Source organism: Actinosynnema pretiosum (assembly GCF_024171695.1).
Taxonomy (GTDB): domain Bacteria; phylum Actinomycetota; class Actinomycetes; order Mycobacteriales; family Pseudonocardiaceae; genus Actinosynnema; species Actinosynnema pretiosum.
Map to the genome: position 1 here is coordinate 231915 of NZ_JAMTCF010000007.1, position 26410 is coordinate 258324.

General features: G+C 73.1%; 22 protein-coding genes and 1 pseudogene. 14 read left to right on the top strand and 9 right to left on the bottom strand.

What is annotated here, in order from left to right; genetic code table 11:
• Nucleotides 1-54: 54 nt before the first annotated feature.
• Nucleotides 55-1677: a chaperonin GroEL gene (gene groL, locus LV78_RS16585; protein ID WP_253846144.1), complete on the top strand. Its 1623-nt coding sequence runs from the start codon at nucleotides 55-57 to the stop codon at nucleotides 1675-1677.
• Between the two features lie 174 nt (nucleotides 1678-1851).
• Here groL and LV78_RS16590 read toward each other — a convergent pair whose 3' ends face one another.
• Entirely contained in the window at nucleotides 1852-2148 is a 297-nt protein-coding gene (locus LV78_RS16590) for a WhiB family transcriptional regulator (RefSeq protein WP_041838582.1), read from the bottom strand.
• Between the two features lie 266 nt (nucleotides 2149-2414).
• Here LV78_RS16590 and LV78_RS40785 point away from each other — a divergent pair, with 266 nt between their 5' ends.
• The 5 genes from LV78_RS40785 to LV78_RS16615 all read left to right on the top strand — a co-directional run bounded on the left by LV78_RS40785 (nucleotide 2415) and on the right by LV78_RS16615 (nucleotide 8779).
• Nucleotides 2415-3344, top strand: a complete 930-nt coding sequence (locus tag LV78_RS40785; protein ID WP_308208722.1) for a MerR family transcriptional regulator — start codon at nucleotides 2415-2417, stop codon at nucleotides 3342-3344.
• Between the two features lie 538 nt (nucleotides 3345-3882).
• Complete coding sequence (locus LV78_RS41620; protein WP_308208723.1) at nucleotides 3883-5445, top strand: hypothetical protein; 1563 nt, start codon at nucleotides 3883-3885, stop codon at nucleotides 5443-5445.
• 80 nt (nucleotides 5446-5525) lie between these two features.
• Nucleotides 5526-6122, top strand: a complete 597-nt coding sequence (locus tag LV78_RS16605; RefSeq protein WP_015805222.1) for a response regulator transcription factor — start codon at nucleotides 5526-5528, stop codon at nucleotides 6120-6122.
• A gap of 1163 nt (nucleotides 6123-7285) precedes the next feature.
• Complete coding sequence (locus LV78_RS16610) at nucleotides 7286-7858, top strand: sigma-70 family RNA polymerase sigma factor (protein ID WP_253846145.1); 573 nt, start codon at nucleotides 7286-7288, stop codon at nucleotides 7856-7858.
• Nucleotides 7859-8779: an anti-sigma-D factor RsdA gene (locus LV78_RS16615; RefSeq protein WP_253846146.1), complete on the top strand. Its 921-nt coding sequence runs from the start codon at nucleotides 7859-7861 to the stop codon at nucleotides 8777-8779. It begins immediately after the preceding gene.
• 141 nt (nucleotides 8780-8920) lie between these two features.
• On the opposite strand, the gene LV78_RS16620 is transcribed toward LV78_RS16615, so the two are convergent.
• Nucleotides 8921-9316, bottom strand: coding sequence for a DUF5319 domain-containing protein (locus LV78_RS16620; protein WP_253846147.1), 396 nt, complete (start codon nucleotides 9314-9316; stop codon nucleotides 8921-8923).
• A 123-nt stretch (nucleotides 9317-9439) separates the two neighbouring features.
• Between LV78_RS16620 and guaB the strand changes: the two genes are divergently transcribed.
• The 4 genes from guaB (at nucleotide 9440) to LV78_RS16640 (ending at nucleotide 14364) form a co-directional block, all read left to right on the top strand.
• The gene (gene guaB / locus LV78_RS16625; protein ID WP_253846148.1) at nucleotides 9440-10951 is read left to right on the top strand and encodes an IMP dehydrogenase; all 1512 of its coding nucleotides are present in this window, start codon (nucleotides 9440-9442) and stop codon (nucleotides 10949-10951) included.
• A gap of 31 nt (nucleotides 10952-10982) precedes the next feature.
• Nucleotides 10983-12116: a GuaB3 family IMP dehydrogenase-related protein gene (locus LV78_RS16630; protein WP_015805217.1), complete on the top strand. Its 1134-nt coding sequence runs from the start codon at nucleotides 10983-10985 to the stop codon at nucleotides 12114-12116.
• Nucleotides 12117-12324: 208 nt separating this feature from the next.
• The gene (locus LV78_RS16635; RefSeq protein ID WP_253846149.1) at nucleotides 12325-12531 is read left to right on the top strand and encodes a hypothetical protein; all 207 of its coding nucleotides are present in this window, start codon (nucleotides 12325-12327) and stop codon (nucleotides 12529-12531) included.
• 138 nt (nucleotides 12532-12669) lie between these two features.
• Entirely contained in the window at nucleotides 12670-14364 is a 1695-nt protein-coding gene (locus LV78_RS16640; RefSeq protein ID WP_253846150.1) for an FAD-dependent oxidoreductase, read from the top strand.
• A 396-nt stretch (nucleotides 14365-14760) separates the two neighbouring features.
• Here LV78_RS16640 and LV78_RS16645 read toward each other — a convergent pair whose 3' ends face one another.
• Both LV78_RS16645 and LV78_RS16650 read right to left on the bottom strand, forming a co-directional pair.
• Nucleotides 14761-16206 (bottom strand): aldehyde dehydrogenase family protein, encoded by a 1446-nt coding sequence (locus LV78_RS16645; RefSeq protein ID WP_253846151.1) that lies wholly within the window; start codon nucleotides 16204-16206, stop codon nucleotides 14761-14763.
• Between the two features lie 34 nt (nucleotides 16207-16240).
• The gene (locus tag LV78_RS16650; protein ID WP_253846152.1) at nucleotides 16241-16957 is read right to left on the bottom strand and encodes a phosphotransferase; all 717 of its coding nucleotides are present in this window, start codon (nucleotides 16955-16957) and stop codon (nucleotides 16241-16243) included.
• A gap of 98 nt (nucleotides 16958-17055) precedes the next feature.
• On the opposite strand from LV78_RS16650, the gene guaA reads away from it, so the two are divergent.
• On the top strand, nucleotides 17056-18615 hold the full coding sequence (gene guaA, locus LV78_RS16655; RefSeq protein ID WP_253846153.1) for a glutamine-hydrolyzing GMP synthase: 1560 nt from the start codon (nucleotides 17056-17058) through the stop codon (nucleotides 18613-18615).
• A 110-nt stretch (nucleotides 18616-18725) separates the two neighbouring features.
• Here the strand turns inward: guaA and LV78_RS16660 are convergent, their stop codons facing one another.
• Together LV78_RS16660 and LV78_RS16665 are read right to left on the bottom strand one after the other, a co-directional pair.
• Entirely contained in the window at nucleotides 18726-18929 is a 204-nt protein-coding gene (locus LV78_RS16660; RefSeq protein WP_253846154.1) for a hypothetical protein, read from the bottom strand.
• Entirely contained in the window at nucleotides 18922-20196 is a 1275-nt protein-coding gene (locus tag LV78_RS16665; protein WP_253846155.1) for a PspC domain-containing protein, read from the bottom strand. The genes LV78_RS16660 and LV78_RS16665 overlap by 8 nt, the downstream gene beginning before the upstream one ends.
• A 64-nt stretch (nucleotides 20197-20260) precedes the next feature.
• On the opposite strand from LV78_RS16665, the pseudogene LV78_RS16670 reads away from it, so the two are divergent.
• Nucleotides 20261-21529, top strand: a pseudogene (locus tag LV78_RS16670) (PspC domain-containing protein); the annotation flags it as partial.
• The gene (locus tag LV78_RS16675) at nucleotides 21526-22176 is read left to right on the top strand and encodes a response regulator (RefSeq protein ID WP_253846157.1); all 651 of its coding nucleotides are present in this window, start codon (nucleotides 21526-21528) and stop codon (nucleotides 22174-22176) included. The pseudogene LV78_RS16670 and the gene LV78_RS16675, both read left to right, overlap by 4 nt.
• A gap of 42 nt (nucleotides 22177-22218) precedes the next feature.
• Here LV78_RS16675 and LV78_RS16680 read toward each other — a convergent pair whose 3' ends face one another.
• Nucleotides 22219-22629 carry an SsgA family sporulation/cell division regulator gene (locus tag LV78_RS16680; RefSeq protein ID WP_253846158.1) on the bottom strand — a complete coding sequence of 137 codons (411 nt, stop codon included), beginning with the start codon at nucleotides 22627-22629 and terminating at the stop codon, nucleotides 22219-22221.
• Between the two features lie 170 nt (nucleotides 22630-22799).
• Nucleotides 22800-23741: a DMT family transporter gene (locus tag LV78_RS16685; protein ID WP_253846159.1), complete on the bottom strand. Its 942-nt coding sequence runs from the start codon at nucleotides 23739-23741 to the stop codon at nucleotides 22800-22802.
• 82 nt (nucleotides 23742-23823) lie between these two features.
• On the opposite strand from LV78_RS16685, the gene LV78_RS16690 reads away from it, so the two are divergent.
• Nucleotides 23824-24726, top strand: coding sequence for a LysR family transcriptional regulator (locus LV78_RS16690; RefSeq protein WP_253846160.1), 903 nt, complete (start codon nucleotides 23824-23826; stop codon nucleotides 24724-24726).
• 7 nt (nucleotides 24727-24733) lie between these two features.
• On the opposite strand, the gene LV78_RS16695 is transcribed toward LV78_RS16690, so the two are convergent.
• Nucleotides 24734-26380: a serine/threonine-protein kinase gene (locus LV78_RS16695; RefSeq protein WP_253846161.1), complete on the bottom strand. Its 1647-nt coding sequence runs from the start codon at nucleotides 26378-26380 to the stop codon at nucleotides 24734-24736.
• Between the last annotated feature and the right edge of the window lie 30 nt (nucleotides 26381-26410).

Here is a 26410-nt window from a genome sequence, read left to right on the forward strand (position 1 = left end):
CCGGCGACCCCTTCCGGGGCCACCGGGGCGTTTCGCACTGAGAGAGGCTAGGCAATGCCCAAGCAGATCAGCTTCGACGAGGACGCTCGTCGGGCGCTCGAGCGCGGCGTGAACAAGCTGGCGGACACGGTCAAGGTCACCCTTGGCCCGCGTGGTCGCCACGTCGTGCTGGACAAGAAGTTCGGTGGCCCCACGGTCACCAACGACGGCGTCACCATCGCTCGCGAGATCGAGCTGGACGACCCGTTCGAGAACCTGGGCGCGCAGCTCGCCAAGAGCGTCGCGACCAAGACCAACGACATCGCCGGTGACGGCACCACGACCGCGACCGTGCTGGCGCAGGCGATGGTCCGCGTCGGCATGCGGAACGTGGCGGCGGGCGCCAACCCGACCGCGCTCGGCAAGGGCATCCAGGCCGCCGCCGACGCCGTCGTGGACGCGCTCAAGGCCAAGGCCACCCCGGTCAAGGGCCGCGACAACATCGCCCAGGTCGGCACCGTGTCCTCCCGCGACGAGTCGATCGGCGCGCTGCTCGGCGAGGCCATCGAGAAGGTCGGCGAGGACGGCGTCATCACCGTCGAGGAGTCCTCGACGATGGCGACCGAGCTGCACATCACCGAGGGCGTGCAGTTCGACAAGGGCTACGTGTCGGCGCACTTCGCCACCGACCTGGAGGCCCAGGAGACGGTGTTCGAGGACGCCCGCATCCTGCTGCACCGCGAGAAGATCTCGGCGCTGGCCGACCTGCTCCCGCTGCTGGAGAAGGTCGCCGAGGCGGGCAAGCCGCTCGTCATCGTCGCCGAGGACGTCGAGGGCGAGGCGCTGTCCACCCTGGTGGTCAACGCCCTGCGCAAGACGCTGCGCGTGGTCGCGGTCAAGGCGCCGTTCTTCGGCGACCGCCGCAAGGCGTTCCTGGACGACCTCGCGGTCGTCACCGGCGGCCAGGTCATCGCCGCCGAGGTGGGCCTGAAGCTGTCCGAGGCCGGTCTCGACGTGCTGGGCTCCGCCCGCCGCGTCGTGGTCTCCAAGGACAACACCACGATCGTGGACGGCGCGGGCACCAAGGCGGACGTCGCCGGTCGCGCGGAGCAGCTGCGCCGCGAGATCGAGGCCAGCGACTCCGACTGGGACCGCGAGAAGCTGCAGGAGCGGCTGGCCAAGCTGTCCGGCGGCATCGCCGTGATCAAGGTCGGCGCGGCCACCGAGACCGAGCTCAAGGAGCGCAAGCACCGCATCGAGGACGCGGTCGCCGCCACCAAGGCAGCGGTCGAGGAGGGCATCGTCCCCGGCGGCGGCTCGGCGCTGATCCACGCGTCGAAGGTGCTCGACGGCGGGCTCGGCCTGACCGGCGACGAGGCCACCGGTGTCGCCCTGGTCCGCGAGGCCCTGGGCTCCCCGCTGTTCTGGATCGCCGCGAACGGCGGCCAGGAGGGCGCGGTCGCGGTCAACAAGGTCCGCGAGGCGGACTGGGGCTTCGGCCTCAACGCCGCCACGCTGACCTACGGCGACCTGCTCGAAGCGGGCATCATCGACCCGGTGAAGGTGACCCGCTCCGCGGTCACCAACGCCGCCTCGATCGCCCGCATGGTGCTCACCACGGAGAGCGCCGTCGTGGAGAAGAAGGAAGAGGAGCCCGCCGCCGGTGGCCACGGCCACGGGCACGGCCACGGGCACTGATCCCCAGGGTCACCCGGCTCGGTCCCACGACCGGCCGGGCGGCCCGCCCAGCTCGACGCCGAACCGGCGGGCGCCCCACTCGGGCGCCCGCCGGTTCCGCTTCGGCGCGTTCCACCCCCCGGACGCGCGAAAGGGGCGGCACCTGGCGGTGTCGCCCCTTTCCCGCACGGGTCATCAGGTGAGGGTGAGCCTGCGCTTCCTCGCCTTGATGATCCCGTCCCTCTCGGATTCCGAGAGGCCGCCCCAGATGCCGTACGGCTCCTGCACGGCAAGGGCGTGCCTGCGGCACATCTCCAGCACGGGGCAGGACAGGCAGACGGCCTTCGCCCGTGCCTCCCGTCTGGCTCGTGCCGGTCCGCGTTCCCCGTCGGGGTGGAAGAAGAACGCGCTGTCCATCCCGCGGCAGGAGCCGCGCATCTGCCAGTCCCAGAGATCGGCGTTGGGACCGGGGAGCCTTCGGGTGTCCGCCATCGAGACCGCCTCCTTGGCCACGGACGGGAACTGCTCCATTTGGCGTAACAGTGATCCACCGTAGAACCGCGCCAATGGTTGTTCAAGCCCGTCCGGGCTTGTGGGACCGCAATTCAGCCGATGGGTGATCACCGGGTTTGAACTCCGGATTTGCTCGTAACGGCTGGTGAACCGACGATTACGGGGTGAACCCGCCCACCCGCTCGACGTCGCCGCCGGTCGGCGACGCGCGGGAAGTCGTTGCCGGCCAAGGTGATCCTGCGCAGGTGGTGACCCTGTCGGTCGCCGCGGCGGCCCGCAGGCTCGGGGTGGCCCCCGCGACCTTGCGCACCTGGGACCGGCGGTACGGACTGGGACCCAGTGATCACACGACAGGGCGACACCGGAAGTACGCGCCGCTCGACGTGGCCCGGTTGGAGCTGATGCAGCGGGCGCTGCTGCGCGGGGCCACCTCGGCGGAGGCCGCCAAGTACGCGCTGAGCACCCCGGTGCCCGCCCCGGACGCCCAGCCCGCGCCGCTCGCGATCGGCGAGCTGGACGCGAGCGCGCCGTCACCCGCCGGGGTGCGCGGCCTGCGGATGCCCGGCGCGGGCAGGCAGGCGCGGGGCCTGGGGCGGGCGGCGCTGGCGATGGACTCGGTGGCCGCGCAGACCATCCTGGCGGACGCGATCGACGCGGACGGCGTGGTCGCGACCTGGGTCGGGGTGGTCGTGCCGGTGCTGACCGCGATCGCCGCGAAGTGGGAGCACTCGGGCGCGGGCGTCGAGGTGTCGCACCTGCTGGAGGAGTGCGTGGCGGCGGCGATGACCAGGGCGACCCCGCTGGTGGCGGACCCGCGCAACCACCGGCCGGTGCTGCTGGCGTGCGTGCCGGACGAGCGCCACAGCCTCCCCCTGCGCCCGCTGGCGGCGGAGCTGGCCAGGCGTGGGTTGGGCGTGATGCAGCTGGGCGCGTCCCTGCCCGCGGCGGCACTGGCGTCGGCCATCCGCAGGACCGCGCCCGCCGCGGTGGTCCTGTGGGCGCACCTGCCGCGCTACGCCGATCCGGGAGTGGTCACGGCCCTGCCGAGGACGAGGCAGCAGGTCAGGGTCTTCGCTGGCGGGCCCGGCTGGCAGCGGGGCGTGGTGCCCGCGCCCGCGGAGCGCATCGACGACCTGCCGGTGGCGGTGGCGGCGATCGAGCGCGCGGTGTGCTGATGGGGCGGTGTGCTGGCGAGCGGTGGGCTGGCGAGCGGTGGGCTGACGGGGTGGTTCGGTGGTGGGCGGCTTGCGGGGGAGCTGTCGCCGGCGGGGCGGACTCGGGCGGGGTGGCTGACCTGGGGCTGGGGTTGACTCGGCGCTGGGGCTGACCTGGGGCTGGGCGCGGTGGCACTGGGAAAGTTGGTGCCGGAGCCGCGGTGGCGGTGTGCTGATGCCGTGGTCGTGGCGGTCGTGATCATGCGGCGAACTGCCCAGTCGAACGTTTCCTGCCCGATTCCTGCCCGATTCATCGCCCGCGACGGCCCGATGGGGCGCGCACCACCTTATTGTCGTCCGTTTGGCCCGATTGCCGCACGACCACCCGGCGGGAGAAGCGCCCAGCGGGAGAAGCGTCCAGCGAGGGGCTGCCTGGCGGGAGGACTGTCCAGCGAGGACTGTCCAGCGGGGGCTGTCCGGCGGGAGGACTGCCCAGCGGGAGGAGTCCGACGGACGGCGACGTGCCCCGGCCGGGACCTGGTCCCCGGAAGATGGCTGGGTGACACCCGCCCACCCGGTTCGCCCGCACCCGACCGCCGCACCCCGCCCCGACGCGGGTGGAACGCCCGCCCCGCTCGCGTCGCCCGGCCTGCCCGTTCCGCCTGCTCCACTCGCCCCGCCTGCCTCGCCTGCCTCGCAGGTCCCGCCCGGCCTGCCCGTCGCGCCCGGCCTATCCGTGCCGGGGGGAACGGCGCTCGCCCCATCCGCGCCGGGTTCGGCGGCGCACGAGAGGTCCGCTCGCAGAGGGGCTGTCGACCCGGAGCTGCGCGACGCGGCCTTCGGCTCCCGCCCCGACGCCGAGGTGTGGCGCGCCCTGCGCGGTTCCCCGGCGGACGCCTGGCTGGCTGCGGTCGTCCTCGGCGGCCAAGGCCACTACGCCGCCGCGTCGGCCGCCCTCACCGCGCTGATCCACCGCCCGGCGCCCGACCTCTTCACCTCGCTGGCGGCCAGCACCCTCGCCTCCCACCACCGCCAGCTCGGCGACCACCGAACCGCCCGCCGTCTGGACTCCCTCGCCCTGGCCACCGCGCCCGCCGCCGCCACCTCCTCCGCCGCCACTTCCGCTGGCGGCGCGCTCGCGGGCGCCAAGGCCCGTGCTTCCGCCGAGGCCGATCCCCGCACCGCCGACCCGGACGGGATCGACGCCCTCGGCGCCAGGGCGGACGCCCTGCTCGGCCTGGCCGCCGACGCCATCGGCGCGGGCAGGCTCACCGAAGCCCGCCGCCTCCACGCCGCCGCGCTCCAGTTCCCCGCCCAACCGGGAACCCCGCTCGTCGCTGCGCCCAGCCCCGGCGAAGCCTCACCTGCGTCCGCCGCTGCGCCCCTGTCCGTTGCCCCTGGCGAGACCGTGCCCGTGTCAGCCGTTGTGCCCCCGCCTGCCGCCACCTCTGGTGAAGTCCCGCCCGCGCCCACTGCCGTGTCCACACCCGCAGTCGCCCTCAGCGAGGCCCTGCCCGCGCCCACAGCCGTGGCCCCGACTGCCGCCACCGTCGTGACCCCACCTGCTGCCGCGCCCGGTGAAACCCCGCCCGCCGCCGCGCCCTTGCCAGCCCCCGCTCCCGGCGAACCCGCCCACTCCTGGCGCACCCTCGTCCGTCACCACTGGATCGCCGCCGAGATCGCCCTGGCCTCCGGCGCGCCCGCCGAGGCGGTGCCGCCCGCCGAGGCCGCGCTCGCGCTCGCCCAGGCGCGTGGCGGGATGCGACACATCCTCAAATCCCGCCTGGTCCTGGGCGCCGCTCTGGTGGTGTGGGCGACCCCCGAAAGCGTCCGCCGGGGCACCGAAATACTGTCCTGTGACCTAAATCACACTGCCCGACTTCTCTTGTTCTCGTTGTCCTGGCCGACAGCTCTCGTCCTCGCCACGAACTCCCCAGTCCGCACTACTGCGGAACGCCGCGCGGACCTCGATCGGGCCGCCAACGCTCTGAGCTGCGTGTTGCTGCGTTCCACGTCCGAGAGCCGCCGGGTGGCCGAGGCGTCTCCCTGGATGCCGACGGCGCTGCTCCGTTCCGGGGAACCCCCGAACGCAGACCCTGAGACGAAGTTCTTGACGGATTAAGCACCGGATCGTGTCAAGGTTCCCGGCTTAGCGTCCGATAGGGGATATGGAACGTCACTCGGCTGCAGGAAGGAGTCCCCGTGACCACGGTCCTTATTTGCGACGACCGGCGCAGTGTGCGGGAGGGTCTCACCCGCGTGATGTCGGCTGTCCCAGGGGTTAGCCGCATCGACTGCGTAGCGCACGGTGACGAGTTGTTGGCACGCTTCTCCCGTCAGCCGGTGGACGTCGTCCTGGTTGGCACGCAGCGCGCCGTCCCCACCGGGGTGGAAGCGACCCGGCGACTCGTCTCGGCCAATCCGCAGGCAAACGTCATAGTCTTCGGCGCCCCCGACGACGCGGGCAGCATCGCTGCCGCGATCGCCGGTGGGGCTCGTGGCTACCTCCGCTGGGACGCCTCGCGCCCCGAGCTGGTGGCCGCGCTCGCCCACACGCTCGCGAGCACCTCGGTGCCCGCACCGCGTCAGCCCTCCGATCCGGGGGTCCAGCTCACCGAGCGGGAGCTCCAGGTGCTGCGCGGCATGAGCCAGGGCAAGAGCAACGGCCAGATCGGCCGCGAGCTCTACCTGTCCGAGGACACCGTGAAGACGCACGCCCGCAGGTTGTTCCGCAAGCTCGGGGTCCGGGACCGCGCTCAGGCCGTCGCGCACGGCTTCCGCCGCGGTCTCGTGTCCTAGGGGCGGCGCGGAGGAGCAAGACCGCCAGGCGGGTGGCTCCGCCCTGGCCGCAGGTGCCCACCCGGCGACGGGCGCACCGCGGCCGGAGCAGGGTCACCCGCACCGCTGAGCAGACGGCCGCGCGCTGCGGCCGTCGGAACCACGCGCCACCCGGCGCCGCACCCGCAAGCCCCCGGCCGATGTCCAGGCCGCGCGGCGAGGCGGGGCACGAGGTCGCGCGCGCCAGCGCGGCCGACGAGCGGCGGTCACCCGGAAGCGCGATCACCCGGCAGCACGTCCGCCGTGGCGCCCGCTCCACCGGGCGCCACGACGCACCCCGCCTCTCGGCCGCCACCGGACTACCCGGTCGCGCGGCCCGGCACACCTCGGACCGGACGACTGGGCTGAACCCCCGTCGCTCGTTCCGGGGACGCCACCCGTTCCGGGTTCCCTCGGTCCGGGACGCGCGATCCGGTGAACCGGTTCGCTGGTCCCGGTCGTCGGCCCTGGAACGGGGCGGGGTGACCGCCAGGCGACCAGGACGTCGACCGCTGAAGCCCGCGCGCAGCCGGGGTGGAGGCGGTCCGCGTCCCGGACGCGGGGCGACCGCGCCGCCGGGGGAGCGCGCTTCCGGGCGACAGCGCTGTCGGGTGACCGCGCCACCGGAGGGATCGACCACCGGGGGACGCGCCACCGGAGGGGCACACCCACGGAGGGGTGGACCGCCGGGAGGTTCGGGCCGCCGGGGCGGGGGATCGGGCCGCAGCGGGATCGAGCCTCCGGGGACTCTCCCCCGGAGGGTCGGACCGCCGGGGGTCGCGCTCTCGGGCGTCACCGCTGCCGGGGAACCGGCGGCGTCGGCGCCCAGGGGCGTGGTCGTCCGGGGCCGGGTGCCGCTTTCGGGTGGCTCGGGAAACCGGGCTGATCCGGGTGGCCTCGGCTCGGGAACCGAGCCGGTTCCACCGGTCCGCCGGGGGAATCCGGCCAGGTCGGACCACCAGTCCTCCGGGGCCGGTCGGGGCGCCCGGCGCGGCTCAGCGGGAGCAGGCCACTGTTCGTACCCCTGTTGTCGACCATTCGGACGTCGGAGCGGTACGGTAGGGCCTCACCGGTACGGGCGACACGTGCGCCCGTGCTGTTCGTTGTCGGTACGCCTACTCGTAACACCAGGGCTGTTGTCTGCGATGACCAACTTGGGGGACGGACTGGACGCCGAAGTGGGCGCAGCCGTCGATGGTGACCGCCACGCGATCGAGCGACTGCTGGCGTCGATCCGGCCCCTCGTGGTGCGGTACTGCCGCGCCCGTGTCGGCAGGCAGGAGAGGTCGTTCGCCTCGGCGGACGACGTGGCCCAGGAGGTGTGTCTCGCCGTGCTGACGGCGTTGCCCAGCTATCGGGACCAGGGACGGCCTTTCCTCGCGTTCGTCTACGGGATCGCCGCCCACAAGGTGGCCGACGCGCACCGGTCGGCCGCCAGGAACCGGTCCGAGCCGGTCCCCGAGGTCCCCGACGCCCCGGAAACGGAGGCGGGCCCCGAGCAGCGGGCCATGCAGGGCGAGCTGTCGGGGCGGATGGCGCAACTGCTGAAGATCCTGCCGGAGAAGCAGCGGGAGATCCTGCTGCTTCGCGTGGTCGTCGGCCTGTCGGCCGAGGAGACCGCGGCCGCGGTCGGCTCCACGCCGGGCGCGGTACGGGTGGCGCAGCACCGCGCCCTCGCACGCCTCCGCAAAGCGCTCGCCGCGGAGGAGGTGGTCTGAGTGGCCGACCAGCACGAGAAGGGCAACGGAGAAGTCGTGCGCGGACAGGACGAGAGAACCCCGCTCACCCCTGACGATCCGGTGGTCGAACCGGGCGACGACCTGGCAGGCATCCGAGCCGACGACGCGCTCCTCGACGCGCTCGGCGGGCGGGACGGCGATCGGCCGGACTCGCTCGTCGACGACGAGTTGAACGCGCTGCTCATGGCCTGGCGGGACGAGGTCGACAGCAGTCCGGTGGGTGAGCTCGTGGACACCGACACAGCCGTGGCGACGATCGCCGCCGCGCGACCCTCCCCGCCGAGCAGGCACCGCTTCCTGATCCCGCTGGCCAGCGCCGCGGCGATCGTGGCGATCGCCTTCACCGGGGTCAGCCTGGTCGCCCGCGACGCGCTCCCCGGCGATTCCCTGTGGGGCCTGACCAGGGTCCTGTACTCCGACCACGCGAAGTCCGTCGAGGCCGCGGTGACGGTCAAGTCCGACCTGGACACCGCGCGCGCCGCGCTGCGCCTGGGCAACCTCGGCGACGCCCGCGCCGCGCTGGCCAACGCGGGCGCGCACCTGCCGTCCATCCTCGCCTCCGACGGCAAGGAGGAGCTGGTGCAGACCCACTCCTCGCTGATGGACCGCCTCACCAGCACCGGGCCCGCGCCGTCCTCCTCGACGGCCGTCGTGCCGCCGAACCCCGGCTCGACCGCGCAGGCGCCGACGTCCACCCAGGACCCGCTGCCGACCTCGCAGCCCGTGACGTCCAGCACATCCAACCCGCCGTCCTCGTCCAGCACGACGGCCGAGCCGCCCAGCCCGTCCGGCGAGACGCAGCCCGCGCCGCCGCCCGCGAGCGACCCGAACGGCGGCAACTCGACCTCCAGCGAGCGCAACGGGGAGCAGTCGCCCGTCAAGGAGCAGACCACCCCCTAGCCCGTTCGGGCGACGGACACCGGAGCCCGCCTCCCCCTCGGGGGAAGGCGGGCTCCGGGCGTTCGCGGGGACGTCTGAGTTGGAGGTCGCGCGAGCGGGTCAGGACGGCGGCCGGACCGGCCGGGATCGGCCGGGACTGGCTCAGCGGGCGCTCTCCGACGCGGTCGCCCCGTCGGCGTACCCGCGGCAGTACTCCCAGCTCACGTAGTCCGCCGGGTCCGGGTCGTAGGCCGGTTCGTGCGGGCGCATCCGGCCGTCCGCCAGCAGCTGCTCCAGGCTCGACCGCAGCAGCGCCCAGTCGTGGTAGTGCGGCTCGTCGCACTCGCCGCAGTCGACCACGATGCCGCGCACCCCCTTGGGTTCGAGCAGCGCCTGGTAGACCGCGAGGTCGCTCAGGTCGCCGATCAGCTCGGCGCGCTCGGCGTCGTCCATCGGCGGGTGGTCGTGCTCCTCGGCCGGGTCGCCCAGGGACCGCGCCGGGTCCTCCGGGTCTCCCGCGAACGGGTCTGGTGGCAAAGCGTCGTGCGGCACGACCACGCACGGTACCGGGCCGACCGTCGAACCGGTCCGGATACCATGGGTCGAACCCGTCGCCGCCTGCGGAAAACCCACTCCTCGGGCGGCGGGACTCAGCGCACGACGGAAGGCAAGCCAGCAGCCATGACCAGCGAGCTGAACGCTGACGGTGTCCCGAGCAAGTTCGCCATGCTGGGACTGACCTTCGACGACGTACTGCTGCTGCCCGCCCAGTCGGAGATCGTGCCGAGCGGGGTCGACACCAGCACCCGCCTGTCGAGGAACATCGTCCTGCGCGTGCCACTGGCCTCCGCGGCCATGGACACCGTCACCGAGGGCCGCATGGCCATCGCGATGGCCCGGCAGGGCGGCATCGGCGTGCTGCACCGCAACCTCTCCGTCGAGGAGCAGGCCCGGCAGGTCGAGACCGTGAAGCGCTCCGAGGCGGGCATGGTCAGCGACCCGGTGACCTGCTCCCCGGACGACACGATCAAGCACGTCGACGACCTGTGCGCCCGCTACCGCATCTCCGGCGTCCCGGTCACGGACGAGGCGGGCAAGCTCGTCGGCATCATCACCAACCGGGACATCCGGTTCGAGGTCGACTACAGCCGCAAGGTCGCCGAGGTCATGACCAAGGGGCCGCTGATCACCGCCCAGGTCGGCGTGTCGGCCGACGCCGCGCTGGGCCTGCTGCGCCGCCACAAGATCGAGAAGCTGCCGATCGTCGACGGCGACAACAAGCTGCGCGGCCTGATCACGGTCAAGGACTTCGTCAAGACCGAGCAGTACCCCAACGCCTCCAAGGACCCCGACGGCAGGCTGCTGTGCGCCGCCGCGGTGGGCGTCGGCGAGGACAGCTTCACCCGCGCGATGGCGCTGGCCGACGCGGGGGTCGACGCGATCATGGTCGACACCGCGCACGGCCACCAGCGCAACGTGCTGGAGATGGTCGCGCGGATCAAGAAGGAGGTCGGCGAGGCGGTCGACATCGTCGGCGGCAACGTCGCCACCCGCGCGGGCGCGCAGGCGCTGGTCGACGCGGGCGCGGACGGCGTGAAGGTCGGCGTCGGCCCCGGCTCCATCTGCACCACCCGCGTCGTCGCGGGCGTGGGCGTGCCGCAGATCACCGCCATCTACGAGGCGGCGCTGGCGTGCCGCCCGGCGGGCGTGCCGGTCATCGGCGACGGCGGCATCCAGTACTCCGGCGACATCGCCAAGGCCATCGCGGCGGGCGCCAGCACGGTCATGCTCGGCAGCCTGCTCGCGGGCACCGCCGAGTCGCCCGGCGAGCTGGTGCTGGTCAACGGCAAGCAGTTCAAGACCTACCGGGGCATGGGCTCGCTGGCCGCGCTGCGCGGTCGCGGCGAGGGCAAGTCGTACTCGAAGGACCGGTACTTCCAGGACGACGTGCTGTCCGAGGACAAGCTCGTCCCCGAGGGCATCGAGGGCCGGACCCCCTTCCGGGGGCCGCTGTCGCAGGTGGTGCACCAGCTCGCGGGCGGTCTGCGGGCGGCGATGGGCTACACCGGTTCCCAGTCGATCCCCCAGCTGCAGGACGCGCAGCTGGTGCGGATCACGGCGGCCGGGCTCAAGGAGAGCCACCCGCACGACATCACCATGACCGTCGAAGCCCCGAACTACACCACCCGCTGACCAGGCGGATCTCGCGGAGAAGAGGACAACAGTGCGCGATCTGGTCGAGATCGGCATGGGCAGGACCGCCCGGCGGGCCTACGAGCTGGACGACATCGAGATCATCCCGTCCCGGCGGACCAGGTCCTCCAAGGACGTCTCGACGGCGTGGCAGATCGACGCCTACCGGTTCGAGATCCCCCTGATCACCCACCCCACCGACGCCATCGTGTCGCCGGGCACGGCCGTCGCGGTCGGCGAGCTGGGCGGTCTGGGCGTGCTCAACGCCGAGGGCCTGTGGGCCCGGCACGCCGACGTGGACGAGGCGCTGTTCCGCCTGGTCCAGTCGGTGGAGGACACCGACGACCCGGCCGCGCCGGTGAAGGTGCTCCAGGAGCTGCACGCCGCCCCGGTCCGGATGGACCTGGTCGCCCAGGCGATCAAGCAGGTGCGCGACTCCGGCGTCACGGTCGCGGTGCGGGTCAGCCCGCAGCACGCGGCCGAGTTCACCCCGGACCTGCTCGCTGCGGGCGTGGAGATCCTGGTCGTGCAGGGCACGATCATCTCCGCCGAGCACGTGTCGCGCGATGGTGAGCCGCTGAACCTGAAGTCGTTCATCGCGGACCTGGACATCCCGGTCATCGCGGGCGGCGTCGGCGACTACCGGACCGCGATGCACCTCATGCGCACCGGCGCGGCGGGCGTCATCGTCGGCTACGGCTACACGCCGGGTGTCACGACGAGCGACTCGGTGCTGGGCATCGGCGTGCCGATGGCGACCGCCATCGCGGACGCGGCGGCGGCGCGGCGCGACTACCTGGACGAGACCGGTGGTCGGTACGTGCACGTCATCGCGGATGGTGGCGTGCTGACCAGCGGTGACGTGGCCAAGTCGATCGCCTGCGGGGCGGACGCGGTCATGCTGGGCGAGCCGCTCGCCGGTGCCGCGGAAGCGCCGGGGCAGGGGCTGTACTGGACGGCGGCCTCCGCGCACCCGTCGGTGCCGCGCAGCCACGTGTCGACCGGGGTCGACCAGGTCGTGGACCTGCGGAGTCTGCTGTTCGGGCCGTCGGTGGACCCGCGCGGCGTGACGAACCTGTTCGGGTCGCTGCGGCGGGCGATGGCGAAGACCGGCTACTCGGACCTGAAGGAGTTCCAGAAGGTCGGGCTGACGATCCGGGGTTGATCACCGGTCGTGCGCGCCGAGCCCCGCTCGGGCCCCGTCAGGGGTTCGGCGGGGCTCTTCGCGTTCGGGGTGGGGTGGTGGGGGCGAGGCAGGGGTGGGGCGAGGCGGGGGTGGGGTGGTGGGGTGGGGGCCTTACCCCGTGCGGGTGAGGCTCGGGCCGCCCCCTAACCGGAAGTGGATCACCCCGAGATCCGTAGGCTTGTGCCCCGTGATCGATGACCTCTTCTCCGGAACGGCCGATGACCAGCGGGAAGTCGAACCCGCGCGCAGACCGCCGTTCGCCCGCAGGCGCCACGTCCTGGTCATCCTCGCCGTGGTCGTGGCGCTCGTCGTGCTGCTGGTCGTCGTCGGGTCCTTGCTGGTGGGGGACCTGAGCGGGTACAGCGCGACCACCCTGCGGTTCTGGACCGACTAGGCGCGGTTCCGGACCGATCGGGGGCGTCCTTCAAGCAAGGGGGGAGTCGACCGGCGGCTGGGCGTCACCCGAAGCCGTGGCGCCCGCTGAACCGGTTGAGCACTGGGCGTTACCCGGAGTCGCACGTACTGTCGGCTCATGGCGGAACCCGGTGGGGACGTCGACCACGACGTCGTGGTGGTGGGGTCGGGGTTCGGCGGCAGCGTCGCGGCGCTGCGGCTGACCGAGAAGGGGTACCGCGTCGCGGTCGTCGAGGCCGGGCGGAGGTTCGCCGACGACGAGTTCGCGAAGACCTCGTGGGATTTGCGGCGGTACCTGTGGGCGCCCGCGCTCGGGTGCTACGGCATTCAGCGGGTGCACGTCCTGCGGGACGTGGTGGTGCTGGCCGGAGCCGGGGTCGGTGGCGGGTCGCTGGTGTACGCGAACACGCTCTACCGGCCGCCCAGCGCGTTCTTCCTGGACCGGCAGTGGGCGCACATCACCGACTGGGAGTCGGAGCTCGCGCCGCACTACGACCAGGCGAGCCGGGTGCTGGGGGTGGTGACCAACCCCGATCGCACGCCCGGCGATGTGGTTCTGGAGCGGGTCGCCGAGCGGATGGGCGTCGGCGGGAGCTACCGGCCGACGCCGGTTGGGGTGCACTTCGGGCGGCCGGGGGAGGTCGTCGACGATCCGTACTTCGGTGGGGCGGGGCCTTCGCGGGCCGGGTGCACGCGGTGCGGGGCGTGCATGACCGGGTGCCGGGTGGGGGCCAAGAACACGCTGGTCAAGAACTACTTGCACCTGGCGGAGTCGGCGGGTGCGCGGGTGCTGCCGATGAGCACGGTGACCGAGGTGCGGCCACGGGGGGACGGGACCTGGGCGGTGCGGATCAGGCGCACGGGTGGGCCGAGGTCGGCGGAGCGGGTGCTGACGGCGCGGCAGGTGGTGCTCGCGGCGGGGACCTGGGGGACCCAGCGGTTGCTGCACCGGATGCGGGACGAGGGGGTCCTGCCGGGGTTGTCGCCGAGGCTGGGTGAGCTGACCAGGACGAACTCGGAGGCGATCACGGGGGCCGGAAGGTTCCGGGTCGACCCGGAACGGGACTTCAGCACCGGGGTGGCGATCACGTCCTCGATGCACCCGGACGCGGACACGCACGTGGAAGCGGTGCGGTTCGGGCGGGGGAGCAATGTGATGGGGCTGTTGCAGACCCTGGCGACGGACGGGGGGAGTTCGACGCCCCGGTTCGCGCAGTTCCTGGCCGCGGTGGTGCGGAACCCGGTGCGGGCGGTGAGGTTGCTGTCCGTGCGGAGGTGGAGCGAGCGGACGGTGATCTTGTTGGTGATGCAGAGCTTGGACAACTCGTTGACCACGTTCGGGAAGCGGGGGGTGTTCGGGCTCGGGCGGTGGAAGCTCGGGAGCAGGCAGGGGCACGGGGCGCCCAACCCGTCGTACATCGCGGCCGGGGCGCGGGCGAGCGAGCTGGTTGCCGAGGAGATCGGCGGGATCGCGGGCGGGTCGGTCGGGGAGCTGTTCGACGTGCCGATGACGGCGCATTTCCTGGGCGGGTGCGTGATCGGGGAGGACTGGGGGAGTGGGGTGGTGGACCCGTACCTGCGGGTGCACGGGTATCCGGGGTTGTCGGTGGTGGATGGTGCGGCGGTGTCGGCGAATCTTGGGGTCAACCCGTCGTTGACGATCGCGGCTCAGGCGGAGCGGGCGTTTTCGTTGTGGCCGAATATGGGGGAAGTGGATCCCCGGCCTGAGCAGGGGGAGGGGTATCGGAGGGTGCGGGCGGTGCGGCCTCGGGCTCCGGTGGTGCCTGAGGGGGCGGTGGGGGCGTTGCGGTGAGGGGGGAGGGGAGGGGAGGGAGGGGAGGGGGGAGAGAGATGAAGGGCAAGAGCTGAAAAGCTCGCCTCGCCGGCGGGGCAGGCCTCCAAAAAAGAGGGACACGAGCTCTGCCGGCCGGTGGTCGTTGGTCTTGTGGTCCCGTTTACCACTGCGGTGGTCCGGGTCCCTCTTTCCCGTTTGGCCTCCTTTCAGGCAAGCACACTCGTCAAGACGCCGTATGACTGTGCGGTCTTCCGGGCAGTGCGGCGGCATCTTGACGAGCGTGCTCGGGCTTCGCCAGGCCAAACGGGAAAGAGGGACGCGGGAGTGGGGCTGCGTGGGCTCGCTGCGCTCGCCCCGCAGCCCGCGAGGAGGGTGGCCTGCGGGCTGGGGTGCGGTTGGCTTGCGGGTGTTGGGTTAGAGGGCGATGCCTGTCAGGACTACGGTGCGCTCCTCGGTGAAGTCCTCCATCGCTGAGCGGACGCCCTCGCGGCCGGTGCCGGAGCCCTTCACGCCGCCGTACGGCATCTGGTCCGCGCGGTAGGACGGGACGTCTCCCACGATCAGGCCGCCTACCTCCAGTTCTGCCGCTGCCTCGAAGGCCACGGTCACGTCGCGGGTGAAGATGCCCGCCTGGAGGCCGTAGTCGGTGTCGTTGACCTGGGTGAAGGCGTCTTCCACGCTGTCCGCCACGGAGACCGCCAGGACCGGGCCGAAGGCCTCCTCGCGCCACAGCTTGGCGTCGCGTGGGGCGTTCAGGACCACGGTCGGTTCCAGGGAGGAGCCGATGCGCTCGCCGCCGGTGAGCAGTTCGGCGCCCGCGTCCACGGCCTCCTGGATCCAGGACTCGACGCGCTTCGCGTTGTCCTCGTCGACTAGGGGGCCCACCTCGACCGCCGGGTCGTGCGGGTCGCCGGTGATCAGGTCGCGGACGGCCTCCACGAGGAGGGGGACGAACTCGTCGGCGGCGTCGCGGTGCACGATCACGCGCTGGACCGCGATGCAGGACTGGCCCGCCTGGTAGTTGCCGAACGTGGCGATCCGCTGGGCCGCGCCTGCCAGGTCCGGCCAGTCCGGCAGGATCACGGCCGCGCTGTTGCTGCCCAGCTCCATCACCACGTGCTTGCGCGGTGCTGCCTCGGTGATGTCCCAGCCGACGCCGGTGGAGCCGGTGAACGAGATCACCGGCAGGCGCTCGTCGGTGATCAGGGTCTTCATGTCGCGGCCCCGGACGGGGAGCACGGAGAACGCGCCCTCGGGGAAGCCCGCCTCGGCCAGGACCTCGCCCAGCAGCAGGGCGGACATGGGGGTGGCCGAGGCGGGCTTGACCACCACGGGGGCGCCCACCGCCAGTGCGGGGGCGACCTTGTGGGCCACCAGGTTCAGCGGGAAGTTGAACGGGGACACCGCCAGCACCGGGCCGCGCGGGGCCCTGCGGACCAGTGCCATGCGGCCCTCGCCGCCCGCGTCGGTGTCCAGGCGCTGCAGGGTGCCGGAGAAGCGGCGGGCCTCCTCGGCTGCGAACCGGAAGACGTTGACCGCGCGGGTCACCTCGACCTCGGCCCACTTGAGCGGCTTGCCGTTCTCGGCGGTGATGGTCTCGGAGATCTCCTCCGCGCGCTCGGCCAGGCCGCGTGAGACCCGCAGCAGGGCCTCTGCCCGCACGTGCGCGGGGGTGCGGCGGAAGTCCTTGGCGACGGCGGCGGCTGCGGCGACGGCGCGCTCGACCTGCTCCGGGCCTGGCACGGCGACCGTGGCCACCTCGGTGCCGTCGAAGGGGTGGAGGACCGCCAGCGTCTCTGCGCCCTGCTCTGGGCGGCCTGCGATCCAGCAGGGGCGCGGCTCCGGGGTGAACGCTTCCATGCCACCACCGTAGGCCCGCGCGGGGCCCCCAGCGCTAACGATCTTGAAAGTGTCGCCGCACGTAGCCCGAGTGGCCCAGGTAGAGGTGGTCGTGGCCCTCGGCGCGCTGCTTCTCGAACTCGGGCAGCTCGCGGATCATCCGCACCATGTCGGACAGGCGCTCCAGGACCAGGTCGGCCAAGTTGGTGGCGGGGATTCCGTACGCCTCGAACAGCAGCAGGGCCCGTCGCCACTGCTCGTCCGGCTCGCCCCACTCGGGTGACAGCGGCGCCAGGGCGTAGGCGGTGTAGGCGAGGTCCCAGGCGCGCGGGCCGGGTCTGGCCCAGTCGAAGTCGATCAACCCGACCGGGGCGCCGTCGCGGAACACCACGTTGTACGGCGCGAGGTCGCCGTGGCAGACCACCTCGGCGGGCTCCAGCGCGGGGCGTCGCCAGCCGGTCTCGGCGACCAGGTCGGTCGACGCGTCGTGCAGCCGTCGCACCAGGCGGCCCACCGCGACCAGCACGTCGTCCCCGCGCAGGTGCTCGGGGACCGGTGGGTGCGCGACCTCGCCCTCCAGGTAGGACAGCACCTCGCGACCGCGCTCGTCGACCCCCTGCGGCGCGGGCGAGAGGCCGAGCGGCGCGAGGCGTTCCAGCAGGCGGTGCACGGTCGGCGTCCACGGTCCTGCGGTCCGCCGCACGGTCGCCCCGACCCGCGACACGGCCGTCATCCCGCCTCCGGTGAGCAGCTCCTCGTCCACATCTGACATCCTTCACCTGCGCGAACCCGAGGGCGAAGCGGTTTTCCCGGTGGGTTCCCGATCCCGAAGCAGACCGAGCCCGACCAGTCGCAGGAGGTCTTGGCCCAGTGGCCGACAGCAGCAACCGCCCCGTCCTGGTGGTGGACTTCGGCGCGCAGTACGCGCAGTTGATCGCACGCCGGGTCCGCGAGGCCCAGGTGTACTCGGAGGTCGTCCCGCACACCACCCCGGTGGCCGAGCTGCTGGCGAAGGACCCCGCGGCCATCGTGCTGTCCGGCGGCCCGTCCAGCGTGTACGAGCCCGGCGCGCCCCAGGTGGACCCCGCCCTGTTCGAGGCCGGTGTCCCGGTGTTCGGCATCTGCTACGGCTTCCAGGCGATGGCGGGCGTCCTCGGCGGCACCGTCGAGCACACCGGCACCCGCGAGTACGGCCGCACCGAGCTGGTCCTGCCCGACGCGGGCGGCGTCCTGCACGACGACCTGCCCGGCACCCACCCGGTGTGGATGAGCCACGGCGACTGCGTCACCGGAGCCCCCGAGGGCTTCACGGTGACCGCGTCCAGCGACGGCGCCCCCGTGGCCGCCTTCGAGGACCGCGAGCGCCGCTTCGCGGGCGTCCAGTACCACCCGGAGGTCGGGCACTCCCCGCACGGCCAGGAGGTGCTGCGCCGGTTCCTGCACGAGATCGCGGGCATCCGGCCGCAGTGGACCACCGCGTCCATCGTGGAGGAGCAGGTCGAGCGCATCCGCGCCCAGGTCGGCGAGGGGCGCGCCATCTGCGGCCTGTCCGGCGGCGTGGACTCGGCGGTGGCCGCGGCGCTCGTGCAGCGCGCCATCGGCGACCGGCTCACCTGCGTGTTCGTCGACCACGGCCTGCTGCGCGCGGGCGAGCGCACCCAGGTCGAGCGCGACTTCGTCGCGTCCACCGGGGTCAAGCTGGTCACCGTCGACGCGAAGCAGCGGTTCCTCGACGCGCTCGCGGGCGTGACCGACCCCGAGGAGAAGCGCAAGATCATCGGCCGGGAGTTCATCCGGGTCTTCGAGCAGGCCGAGCGCGACCTCAAGGCCGAGGGCGACTACGGCTTCCTCGTCCAGGGCACGCTCTACCCGGACGTGGTCGAGTCCGGCGGCGGCGCGGGCACCGCGAACATCAAGAGCCACCACAACGTCGGCGGCCTGCCGGACGACCTGGAGTTCGAGCTGGTCGAGCCGCTGCGCGCGCTGTTCAAGGACGAGGTGCGCAAGGTCGGCACCGAGCTGGGCCTGCCCGAGACGATCGTGCAGCGCCAGCCGTTCCCCGGCCCCGGCCTGGGCATCCGCATCATCGGCGAGGTGACCGCCGAGCGCCTGGAGATCCTGCGCAAGGCCGACGCCATCGCCCGCGAGGAGCTGACGGCGGCCGGTCTGGACCGGACGATCTGGCAGTGCCCGGTCGTGCTGCTGGCCGACGTGCGCAGCGTCGGCGTCCAGGGCGACGGCCGCACCTACGGTCACCCGATCGTGCTGCGGCCGGTGTCCAGCGAGGACGCCATGACCGCCGACTGGACCCGCCTGCCCTACGAGGTGCTGGAGCGGGTGTCCACCCGCATCACCAACGAGGTGGCCGAGGTCAACCGGGTCGTGCTGGACGTGACGAGCAAGCCGCCGGGCACCATCGAGTGGGAGTGAGCCGTCACCGCTCCCCCTGAAGCAGCGAAGAGGGGCCGTCCGGTTCGGACGGCCCCTCTTCGCTTCCCCGCCGCGTCCCCCGACCCGGTGGAGCCCCTCCGACCCCCGGTCTACCGGCGCCTCCTGACCGAGCCGCCCAGCAGCCCCAGGCCGATCACCAGCGCGCCCCCCGCGAGCAGCCAGCGCAGGTCGAGGCCGGGCAGCGCCGAGCCGTCCGTCAGCATGTAGGCGGAGGCGATCAGGGCGGTGACCCCGAAGACCAGGCTCACCACGTCGATCCCCGGCTTCCGATCGCGCACCTCGTGCTCACCCACGGGTCACCACCACCTCTCCCAAGCTCGTCCGCAGGTCCAGCTCGACCTTCAGGCCGCCCGGACCGTCCGGGCCGTTCTCGTCCACGGTGACCGATTGCTGCCTGCCCTGGCGCTCCTGGTCCAGGCACGACACGGCGCCAACGTTGGTGTGGCAGGTCGCCACCACGTCCGCGTTCCTCGGCACCCGCACCCGGATGGTGCCCGCGCCCAACCGCACGGTCGTGCGCGCCGTCTCCCCCTCGGGCAGGCCCACCAGGTCCAGGTCGACCTCACCCGCGCCGAACTCGTAGCTCGGCTCCAGCTCGCCCACCGAGACCGGCACCGCCTTGATCGAGCCCGCCGGGCCGTCGAAGTCGCGGAAGTCCTGGAAGCCCGCCACCGAGGCGAGCACGCCCACGGCGCTCAGCGGCACCGCCAGCCACATCAGGCCCTTGCCGCCGCCCCCGGTCAGCGCGCCGATCAGCATCCCCAGCCCCAGCACGCCCACCAGCAGGCCCGCGATGTGCGGCAGCGTGAACCACGGGTCGTGCTCGGCGGCCACGATCGACCCGGCCAGCACCACCATCGCCGCGCCGAACGTCAGCGGGCCCACCCGCGAGCGCTTGCGCCTGCACGCCACCACCGCCTCGGGCCGCTGCTCCACGGTCGCCGCCGAAGGCGCCGCCCCCGGCTCCGGGAGGTCCCACGCGAAGGGAGCCGCGCCCAGCGGGTCCCACGCGGGCGGCCTGACCGGTTCCGTCCCCCGCTCGTCCACACCTGCCTCCTGGTCGGTGCCCGCCGCTCGCGCGGCCCCCAAGTCCTTGCGCCCCGGCGCCGTCGGCACCGGGCGGTTCTCCGCGCCCCGCGAGCTGTGCAGCAGGTAGACCGCGCCCGCCGACAGCGCCAGGCCTGCCACCAGCGCGAACCCGCCGTTGAACAGCAGCCCCGACGTGGGCGGCACCGCCAGCCCCAGCAGCACCGTCAGCGCGGTCGGCGTCGAGCTGCGCCCCCGGCCGACCAGCGCCTCCAGCGGCGACACCTCGTCGCCCTCCTGGGCCAGCAGCAGCCACCCGGCCAGGTAGACCAGCAGCCCCGCCCCGTCGCACAGCGCCAGCGCCACGAAGGCGACCCGGACGATCACCGGGTCCAGCTGGTACCGCTCGGCGACACCGGCGGCGACGCCGGCGACCTTCCGCGCGCCCAGGGACCGCCTGGGCCTGCTGACCCAGAAGTCCTTGAGCGTCTCCTCGACACCCGCCGCGCTCACGTTCCCGCTCACGACGACCATGGTGCTGCCCCGGCCCCGCCGGGCACATCCGGGAGCCACCCTGAACCCGGTCTCGGGGTAGGACCCTGATGTCCCCGCCCCGCGCGCGTGTGACGATCAGGGGGTGAGCGCGCAGGTGGAGACCGCCCCGAAGAAGACGCCCGACCCCGTGCGCAGGCGGCGCACCGGCCGGGTCGTCGCCGGGGTCGCCGGAGGCGTGGCCGAGCACCTGGGCGTGGACGTCTTCTGGGTGCGCGCCGCGTTCGCCATGCTGACCGCCCTGAACTTCATCGGGGTCGTCGCGTACGGCCTGCTGTGGCTGCTCGTGCCGCAGCGGCCGACGGGCGAGGAGGAGGCCGCGCCGAGCGGCCGGGAGCGCCAGCAGGCGCTCGGTTTAGTCGCCCTCGGCATCGCCGCCGCCGTGGTCACCGGGCTCACGTCCGGGCCGTTCAGCGGCTGGATCACCGGCCCGCTCGCGGTCTCCCTGGTCGGCGCGGCCGTGGTGTGGCGCGAGGCCGACGAGGCGCAGCGCAGGCGCTGGGTCGACGGGGCCCGCACCGGCCTGCTCGGCGGCGGGCGCACCGCGATCGTCCGGGTCATGGCGGGCGTGGCGCTGGTCGCCATCGGCGTCGGCGCGGTCCTGGTCAACAGCTACGGGCTCAACCAGCTCAGGTTCGCCCTGCTGGCCGTGGTCGCCACCCTGTGCGGCGTGGGCGTGCTCACCGTGCCGCTGTGGCTCAAGCTGATCAACGACCTCGGCGAGGAGCGCCGGGTCCGCATCCGCACCGAGGAGCGCGCCGAGATCGCCGCCCACCTGCACGACTCGGTGCTCCAGACCCTCGCGCTGATCCAGAAGCAGGCCGAGCAGCCCCGCGAGGTCCGCAGGCTCGCCAGGGGCCAGGAGCGGCAGCTGCGCGAGTGGCTGTACGGCAAGGCGGGGGAGAACGGGCAGCCCAGGACGCTGTCGGCGGCCATCGCGCAGGCCTGCGGCGAGGTGGAGGACACCTTCGCGCTCAACGTGCAGCAGGTCGTCGTCGGCGACTGCGAGCTGGACCCCAACCTGCTGGCGCTGGTGGCCGCCGCCCGCGAGGCCGTGGTCAACGCGGGCAAGCACGCCGGGGTGGCCGAGGTGAGCGTGTACGGGGAGGTCGAGCCGGACCAGGTCGCGGTGTTCGTGCGCGACCGGGGCAAGGGGTTCGACCCCGACGGCGTTCCTGGGGACCGGCATGGCCTCGCGGACTCGATCCGGGGGAGGATGGAGCGGCACGGCGGTGAGACCCGCCTGCGCACGGCGCCGGGTGAGGGTACCGAGGTGCAGCTGCTGATGCCGAGGAGAACGGAGGCCCGCACGTGACGGTACGGGTGTTCCTGGTCGACGACCACGCGCTGTTCAGGGCGGGCGTCCGCGCCGAGCTGGAGTCGATCACCGACGACGTCGAGGTGGTCGGGGAGGCGGGCTCGGTCGGCGAGGCCGTCGCGGGCATCGGCAAGCACCGGCCCGACGTGGTCCTGCTGGACGTGCACATGCCCGACGGCGGCGGAGCCGAGGTGCTCCGCCAGGTGCGCAAGGCGCTGCCCGAGGTGGTGTTCCTCGCCCTGTCGGTGTCCGACGCGGCCGAGGACGTGATCGCGGTGATCCGCGCGGGCGCGCGGGGGTACGTGACCAAGACGATCTCCAGCCAGGAGCTGGTGCGCGCCGTGGTGCGGGTGGCCGAGGGCGACGCGGTGTTCTCGCCCCGGCTGGCCGGGTTCGTGCTGGACGCTTTCGCGGACCGACCCGGCGCGGCCCCCATCAGCGATCCCGAGCTGGATCTGCTGACGCCCCGCGAGCGCGACGTGCTCCGCCTGCTGGCGCGGGGGTACGCGTACAAGGAAATCGCTTCAGAGCTGTTCATCTCCGTGAAGACGGTGGAAACTCACGTGTCGAGCGTCTTGCGGAAGACGCAGCTCTCGAACCGGTACGAACTCTCCCGCTGGGCCTCCGACCGGAGGTTGGTCTAGCAGTCGGGCCCCGCGGGCGTCCTGGGGACTTCGGGGGAGCGGTCAGTTGGTGGAGACCAGCTTGGCGAGCTCCCGGTCGAAGTCGATCCACAGGTCCTCCTCGCCGGGCTGGACCACGTCGTAGGTCAGGTCCAGGAACTCGGCGATGTGCTCCGCCACGGCGGACAGGATGGCGAACCCGGTCGGCGCGTTCAGCTCCAGCAGGACGCGCTCCGGGTCGTCGCTCGCCGGGCGGACGAGGATGTCGCCCTCGCCGGACGGGGTCAGCAGGCCGTCGGCCAGCAGGTCGCGGGCGAAGATCCACTCCACCTTGCCCTGGCCGGTGTGGAACAGGACGGCCACCGCGTACGGGTCCTCGGGCTCGTAGTGCAGCTCGGCCTCGACCGGCGCGGGCGCGGCCCCTGGAACCAGCAGGTGGAACGTGGTCGTCGTCGTGATGCTCTCGGCGCTCATGTGTCTAACCTTCCCGTCTTGTCCCGGTCTCATGTGAGGAGACGTCCGGGAAGGCCGATCGGGACGTGGTTCCGGCCAACACCACGCGATCGGGGGAGACGTGGGCCGCAGGTCCACCCGTTCTGCCCACGACCCGTCTCAACTGGCCGGTAACCATGCGTTACCGCAGGTCACTTGAGCGTAGCCGGCTCCCCGGAGGCCGCCGCCACGACCGCCTCGCGGACCTCCGGGAGGGCCCTCGGGGCCCTCCTGCGGCGGGTCATGGCGACCCCGGCGAGAACGACGACCATGCCCGCCACGACCCGCAGGTTCAGCGCCTCGCCGAGGAACACCGCGCCCAGCAGCACCGAGACCACCGGCAGCAGGTAGCCGACCACGGTGGCGTTCGTCGGGCCCTCGTCCTCGATCAACCGGTAGTTCAGCAGGAACGCCAGGCCGGTGCCCAGCACCCCCAGCACCGCCACCGCCAGCAGCGGCTGCCAGGACATGTGGGGCCGCTCCAGCCCGCCCGCGGGCAGCGCGAGGGCGGTCAGCCCGCTGCCCACCACCAGCTGCGCCGAGGACAGCTGCATCGAGCTGGCCCCGCGCCCGGACACCGTCCGGCCGATGTAGGTGTAGGCCACCGCGTACGAGGCCGCCGCCACCAGGCAGGCCAGCGCGCCCCAGCTGGCCAACCCGCCGCGCTGCCACGGCGCGAAGATCAGCAGCACCCCGGCGAAGCCCAGCCCCAGCCCGACCAGCCGCGCCCGGCTCCCGCCCCGCTCGGTGCCCAGCGCCAGCCCCAGCAGCAGCGTCCACAGCGGCGTGGTGGCGTTGAGCACCCCGGCCACGCCCGAGTCCACGGTCTGCTCGCCGACCGCGAACAGCACGAACGGCACGGTGTTGTTGAACAGCGCCGCCACCGCCAGGTGCCCCCACAGCGCCTTCCCGCGCGGCAGCCGCTGCCCGCTGGCCAGCAGCACCGCCACGAGGGTGAGCGCGCCGAGCGCGGTCCGCGCCAGCGCGATCTGCACCGGGGACAGCCCGGTCAGCGCCACCTTGATCCACAGGAAGCTGGAGCCCCACACCAGGGCGAGCACGCCCATCCTGACCAGCGAGCCGGGGTTGTTCATGGCCCTTACAGTGCGCCAAGCGAAGTCTTAGCACAATTTAATATCCATACACTTTGATTAAGCAGAGTTGTAAGGTCGAGCCATGTTGGACGTCCGCAGGATGCAGGTCCTCCGCGCCGTGGTCACCACCGGCTCCATCACCGCCGCCGCGACCAACCTCGGCTACACGCCGTCGGCGGTCAGCCAGCAGATCACCGCCCTGGAGCGGCAGGCCGGGCTGGCCCTGCTGGAGCGGGTCGGCCGGGGCGTGCGCCCCACCCACGCGGGCCGGGTCCTCACCGAGCACGCCGCCCGCATCGCCGACCGGATCACCGAGGCCGAGACCGCCCTCGCCGACCTGCGCGAGGGCCGCGCCGGGCGGCTGCGCGTGCGCTACTTCTCCACGGCGGGCGCCGCCCTGCTCCCGCCCGCCGTCGCCGCCTTCCGCGCCGAGCACCCCGACGTGCGCCTCGAACTGCGCCTGGTCGACCCCGGCGACCCGATCACCGAGGTCGCGGAGGGGAGGGCCGACGTCGCGCTCGCCGTCGTCACCGAGCTCGACCACGCCCGCTACCCGGACGTCCACCTGGAGCCGCTGTTCGACGAGCCCTACGCGGCCGTGCTGCCCGCCGGGCACCCGCTGGCCGACCGGGACGTGCTCGACCTCGCCGAGCTGGCCGGGGAGCGCTGGGTCGACTCGGTGCCCGAGCCGGGCGCGTGCAAGGACGCGGTGCTCGCGGCCTGCGCCGCCGCCGGGTTCACCCCGGACTTCGTGGTCGACGCCGCCGACTTCCCCACCGCGCAGGGCTTCGTGGCGGCCGGGCTCGGCGTCAGCGTCATCCCGGACCTCGGGCTCGGCGTGGTCAACCCCGGCGTCGTGGTCCGCAGGCTGCGCCACCCCGAGCCGACCAGGACGGTCTGCACAGCGGTGCGGCCCGGAGCCGTCGGCACGCCCGCCGTGGCGAGCCTGCTCGACGCACTCCGGGCCGTCGTCGCCGCGGACTAGCGGTGGATCAGGACTCGCTCTGGATGTACAGGTCGGTGCCCTGCCACTTGACCACGATCGACTTGGTCTTCGTCTCGGTGGAGCCGTCGGCCATCGTGTAGGTGACCTTGGCGACCCAGAAGTACTCCGACTGCATGGTCACCGAGTCGACCGACACCGACTTGACGTTCTTCCAGAAGGAGTCGTAGCTGCTCCGGCCCTGCCCGTGCAAGGCGCCACCGGGGGCGACCATGTCCCACCCGGCGTCCGCGTCCACCGGAGCGGTGCCGTAGTAGGCCTCGATGAACTGCTTCTGCTGGGCCTCCGTGGCGCCGCTGCCGCTGACCTTCGGGCGCTCCGGCACCTGGGCGTTGGTCTCGTTCGCGCCCGCGTCACCGGACCGGGAGACGGTCACCGTCGGGTCCGGGGTGTTCGCGTTGCTGCCCTTGTCGTCGCCGGTGAAGATGCTGGCCAGCAGGATGCCGAGCACCGCCGCGCCCACGATGGCCAGCGTGGTGATCATGGTGGAGCGGTTGTTGCCGCCGCTCCCGCCGCCGGACTGCTGCCGCGCGGCGCGGGGCCGTGCGGCGGGCGGTCTGCTCACCGCCGAGGGCGGCAGCGAGTGGCCCGACGCGGGGCGCTGGTCGATCCGGGTCGCGTTCGGCGGCGACTGGTGGTGCTGCTGCGGCTGCTGCACGTGCTGCTGGGGCGCGTGGGGCAGCGGCGCGGGGCCCTGGTTGTGCACCGGGGCGATCGCGCGGGTCGAGATGCCCGTCGCGGGCACCGTCACCGGGGCGCCCTGCCACGACGGCGGGTGCGACCTCGGCATCTGCATGGGGAACTCGGGCGCGGTCCGCCCGGCGGCCACCGCCGCCAGCGCCTCGCGCGCCTCCGCCATCGTCGGCCGGTCCTCCGGCTCGGCGCGCAGCAGGCGCATCAGCAGGGCGGTCAGCGGACCGGCCTGCTTCGGCGGCGTCACCTTGCCCGACGCGACCTGGTGCAGCAGCGCGATGGTGTTCTCGTTCAGGCCGAACGGGGGCATCCCCTCGATCGCCGCGTACAGCGTCGAGCCCAGCGAGAACACGTCGGACGGCGAACCGGGGTCGTAGCCCTTGGCGACCTCGGGGGCCAGGTAGGCGGGCGTGCCCGCCAGCATCCCGGTCGCGGTCACCGTCACGTCGCCGGTCGCCCGCGAGATGCCGAAGTCGGTGATCTTCACCGTGCCGTCGTTGCCCAGCAGGATGTTGCCCGGCTTGATGTCGCGGTGCGTGATGCCCGCGTCGTGCGCGGCGGCCAGCGCCGAGGCCACCTGGGACCCGATCGCGGCAACCTCGCGAGGGGGCAGCGTGCCCCGCTCGGACAGCACGGTGGAGAGGCTGCTCGACGGCAGGTACTCCATCACCAGCCACGGTTGCCCGTCGTCCTCGGCCACGTCGTAGACCGCGATCGCGTGCGGGTGCTGCAAGCGCGCCGCGATCCGGCCCTCGCGCATCGCCCTGCGCTTCGCCTCGTCCGTGTCCGACTCGGCCAGTCCCGGTTGGAGCAGCAACTGCTTCACCGCGACGGTGCGGTGCAGGCGCCCGTCGTGGGCCTGCCACACCACGCCCATCGCCCCGCTGCCGATCCGCTGCCCGAGTCGGTAGCGGCCGGCGACCAGGCGGCCCTCGTCGGTCACGGCTGCTCCCAGTGCTGCTATCGCTTCTTC

Excerpts from the sequence above, each read along its gene's own strand:
- groL (WP_253846144.1), top strand. The coding sequence starts at position 55 with ATGCCCAAGCAGATCAGCTTCGACGAGGACGCTCGTCGGGCGCTCGAG.
- LV78_RS16590 (WP_041838582.1), bottom strand. The coding sequence starts at position 2,148 with ATGGCGGACACCCGAAGGCTCCCCGGTCCCAACGCCGATCTCTGGGAC.
- LV78_RS16610 (WP_253846145.1), top strand. The coding sequence starts at position 7,286 with ATGACCAACTTGGGGGACGGACTGGACGCCGAAGTGGGCGCAGCCGTC.
- guaB (WP_253846148.1), top strand. The coding sequence starts at position 9,440 with ATGACCAGCGAGCTGAACGCTGACGGTGTCCCGAGCAAGTTCGCCATG.
- LV78_RS16640 (WP_253846150.1), top strand. The coding sequence starts at position 12,670 with ATGGCGGAACCCGGTGGGGACGTCGACCACGACGTCGTGGTGGTGGGG.
- LV78_RS16645 (WP_253846151.1), bottom strand. The coding sequence starts at position 16,206 with ATGGAAGCGTTCACCCCGGAGCCGCGCCCCTGCTGGATCGCAGGCCGC.
- LV78_RS16650 (WP_253846152.1), bottom strand. The coding sequence starts at position 16,957 with ATGTCAGATGTGGACGAGGAGCTGCTCACCGGAGGCGGGATGACGGCC.
- LV78_RS16665 (WP_253846155.1), bottom strand. The coding sequence starts at position 20,196 with ATGGTCGTCGTGAGCGGGAACGTGAGCGCGGCGGGTGTCGAGGAGACG.
- LV78_RS16680 (WP_253846158.1), bottom strand. The coding sequence starts at position 22,629 with ATGAGCGCCGAGAGCATCACGACGACGACCACGTTCCACCTGCTGGTT.
- LV78_RS16685 (WP_253846159.1), bottom strand. The coding sequence starts at position 23,741 with ATGAACAACCCCGGCTCGCTGGTCAGGATGGGCGTGCTCGCCCTGGTG.
- LV78_RS16690 (WP_253846160.1), top strand. The coding sequence starts at position 23,824 with ATGTTGGACGTCCGCAGGATGCAGGTCCTCCGCGCCGTGGTCACCACC.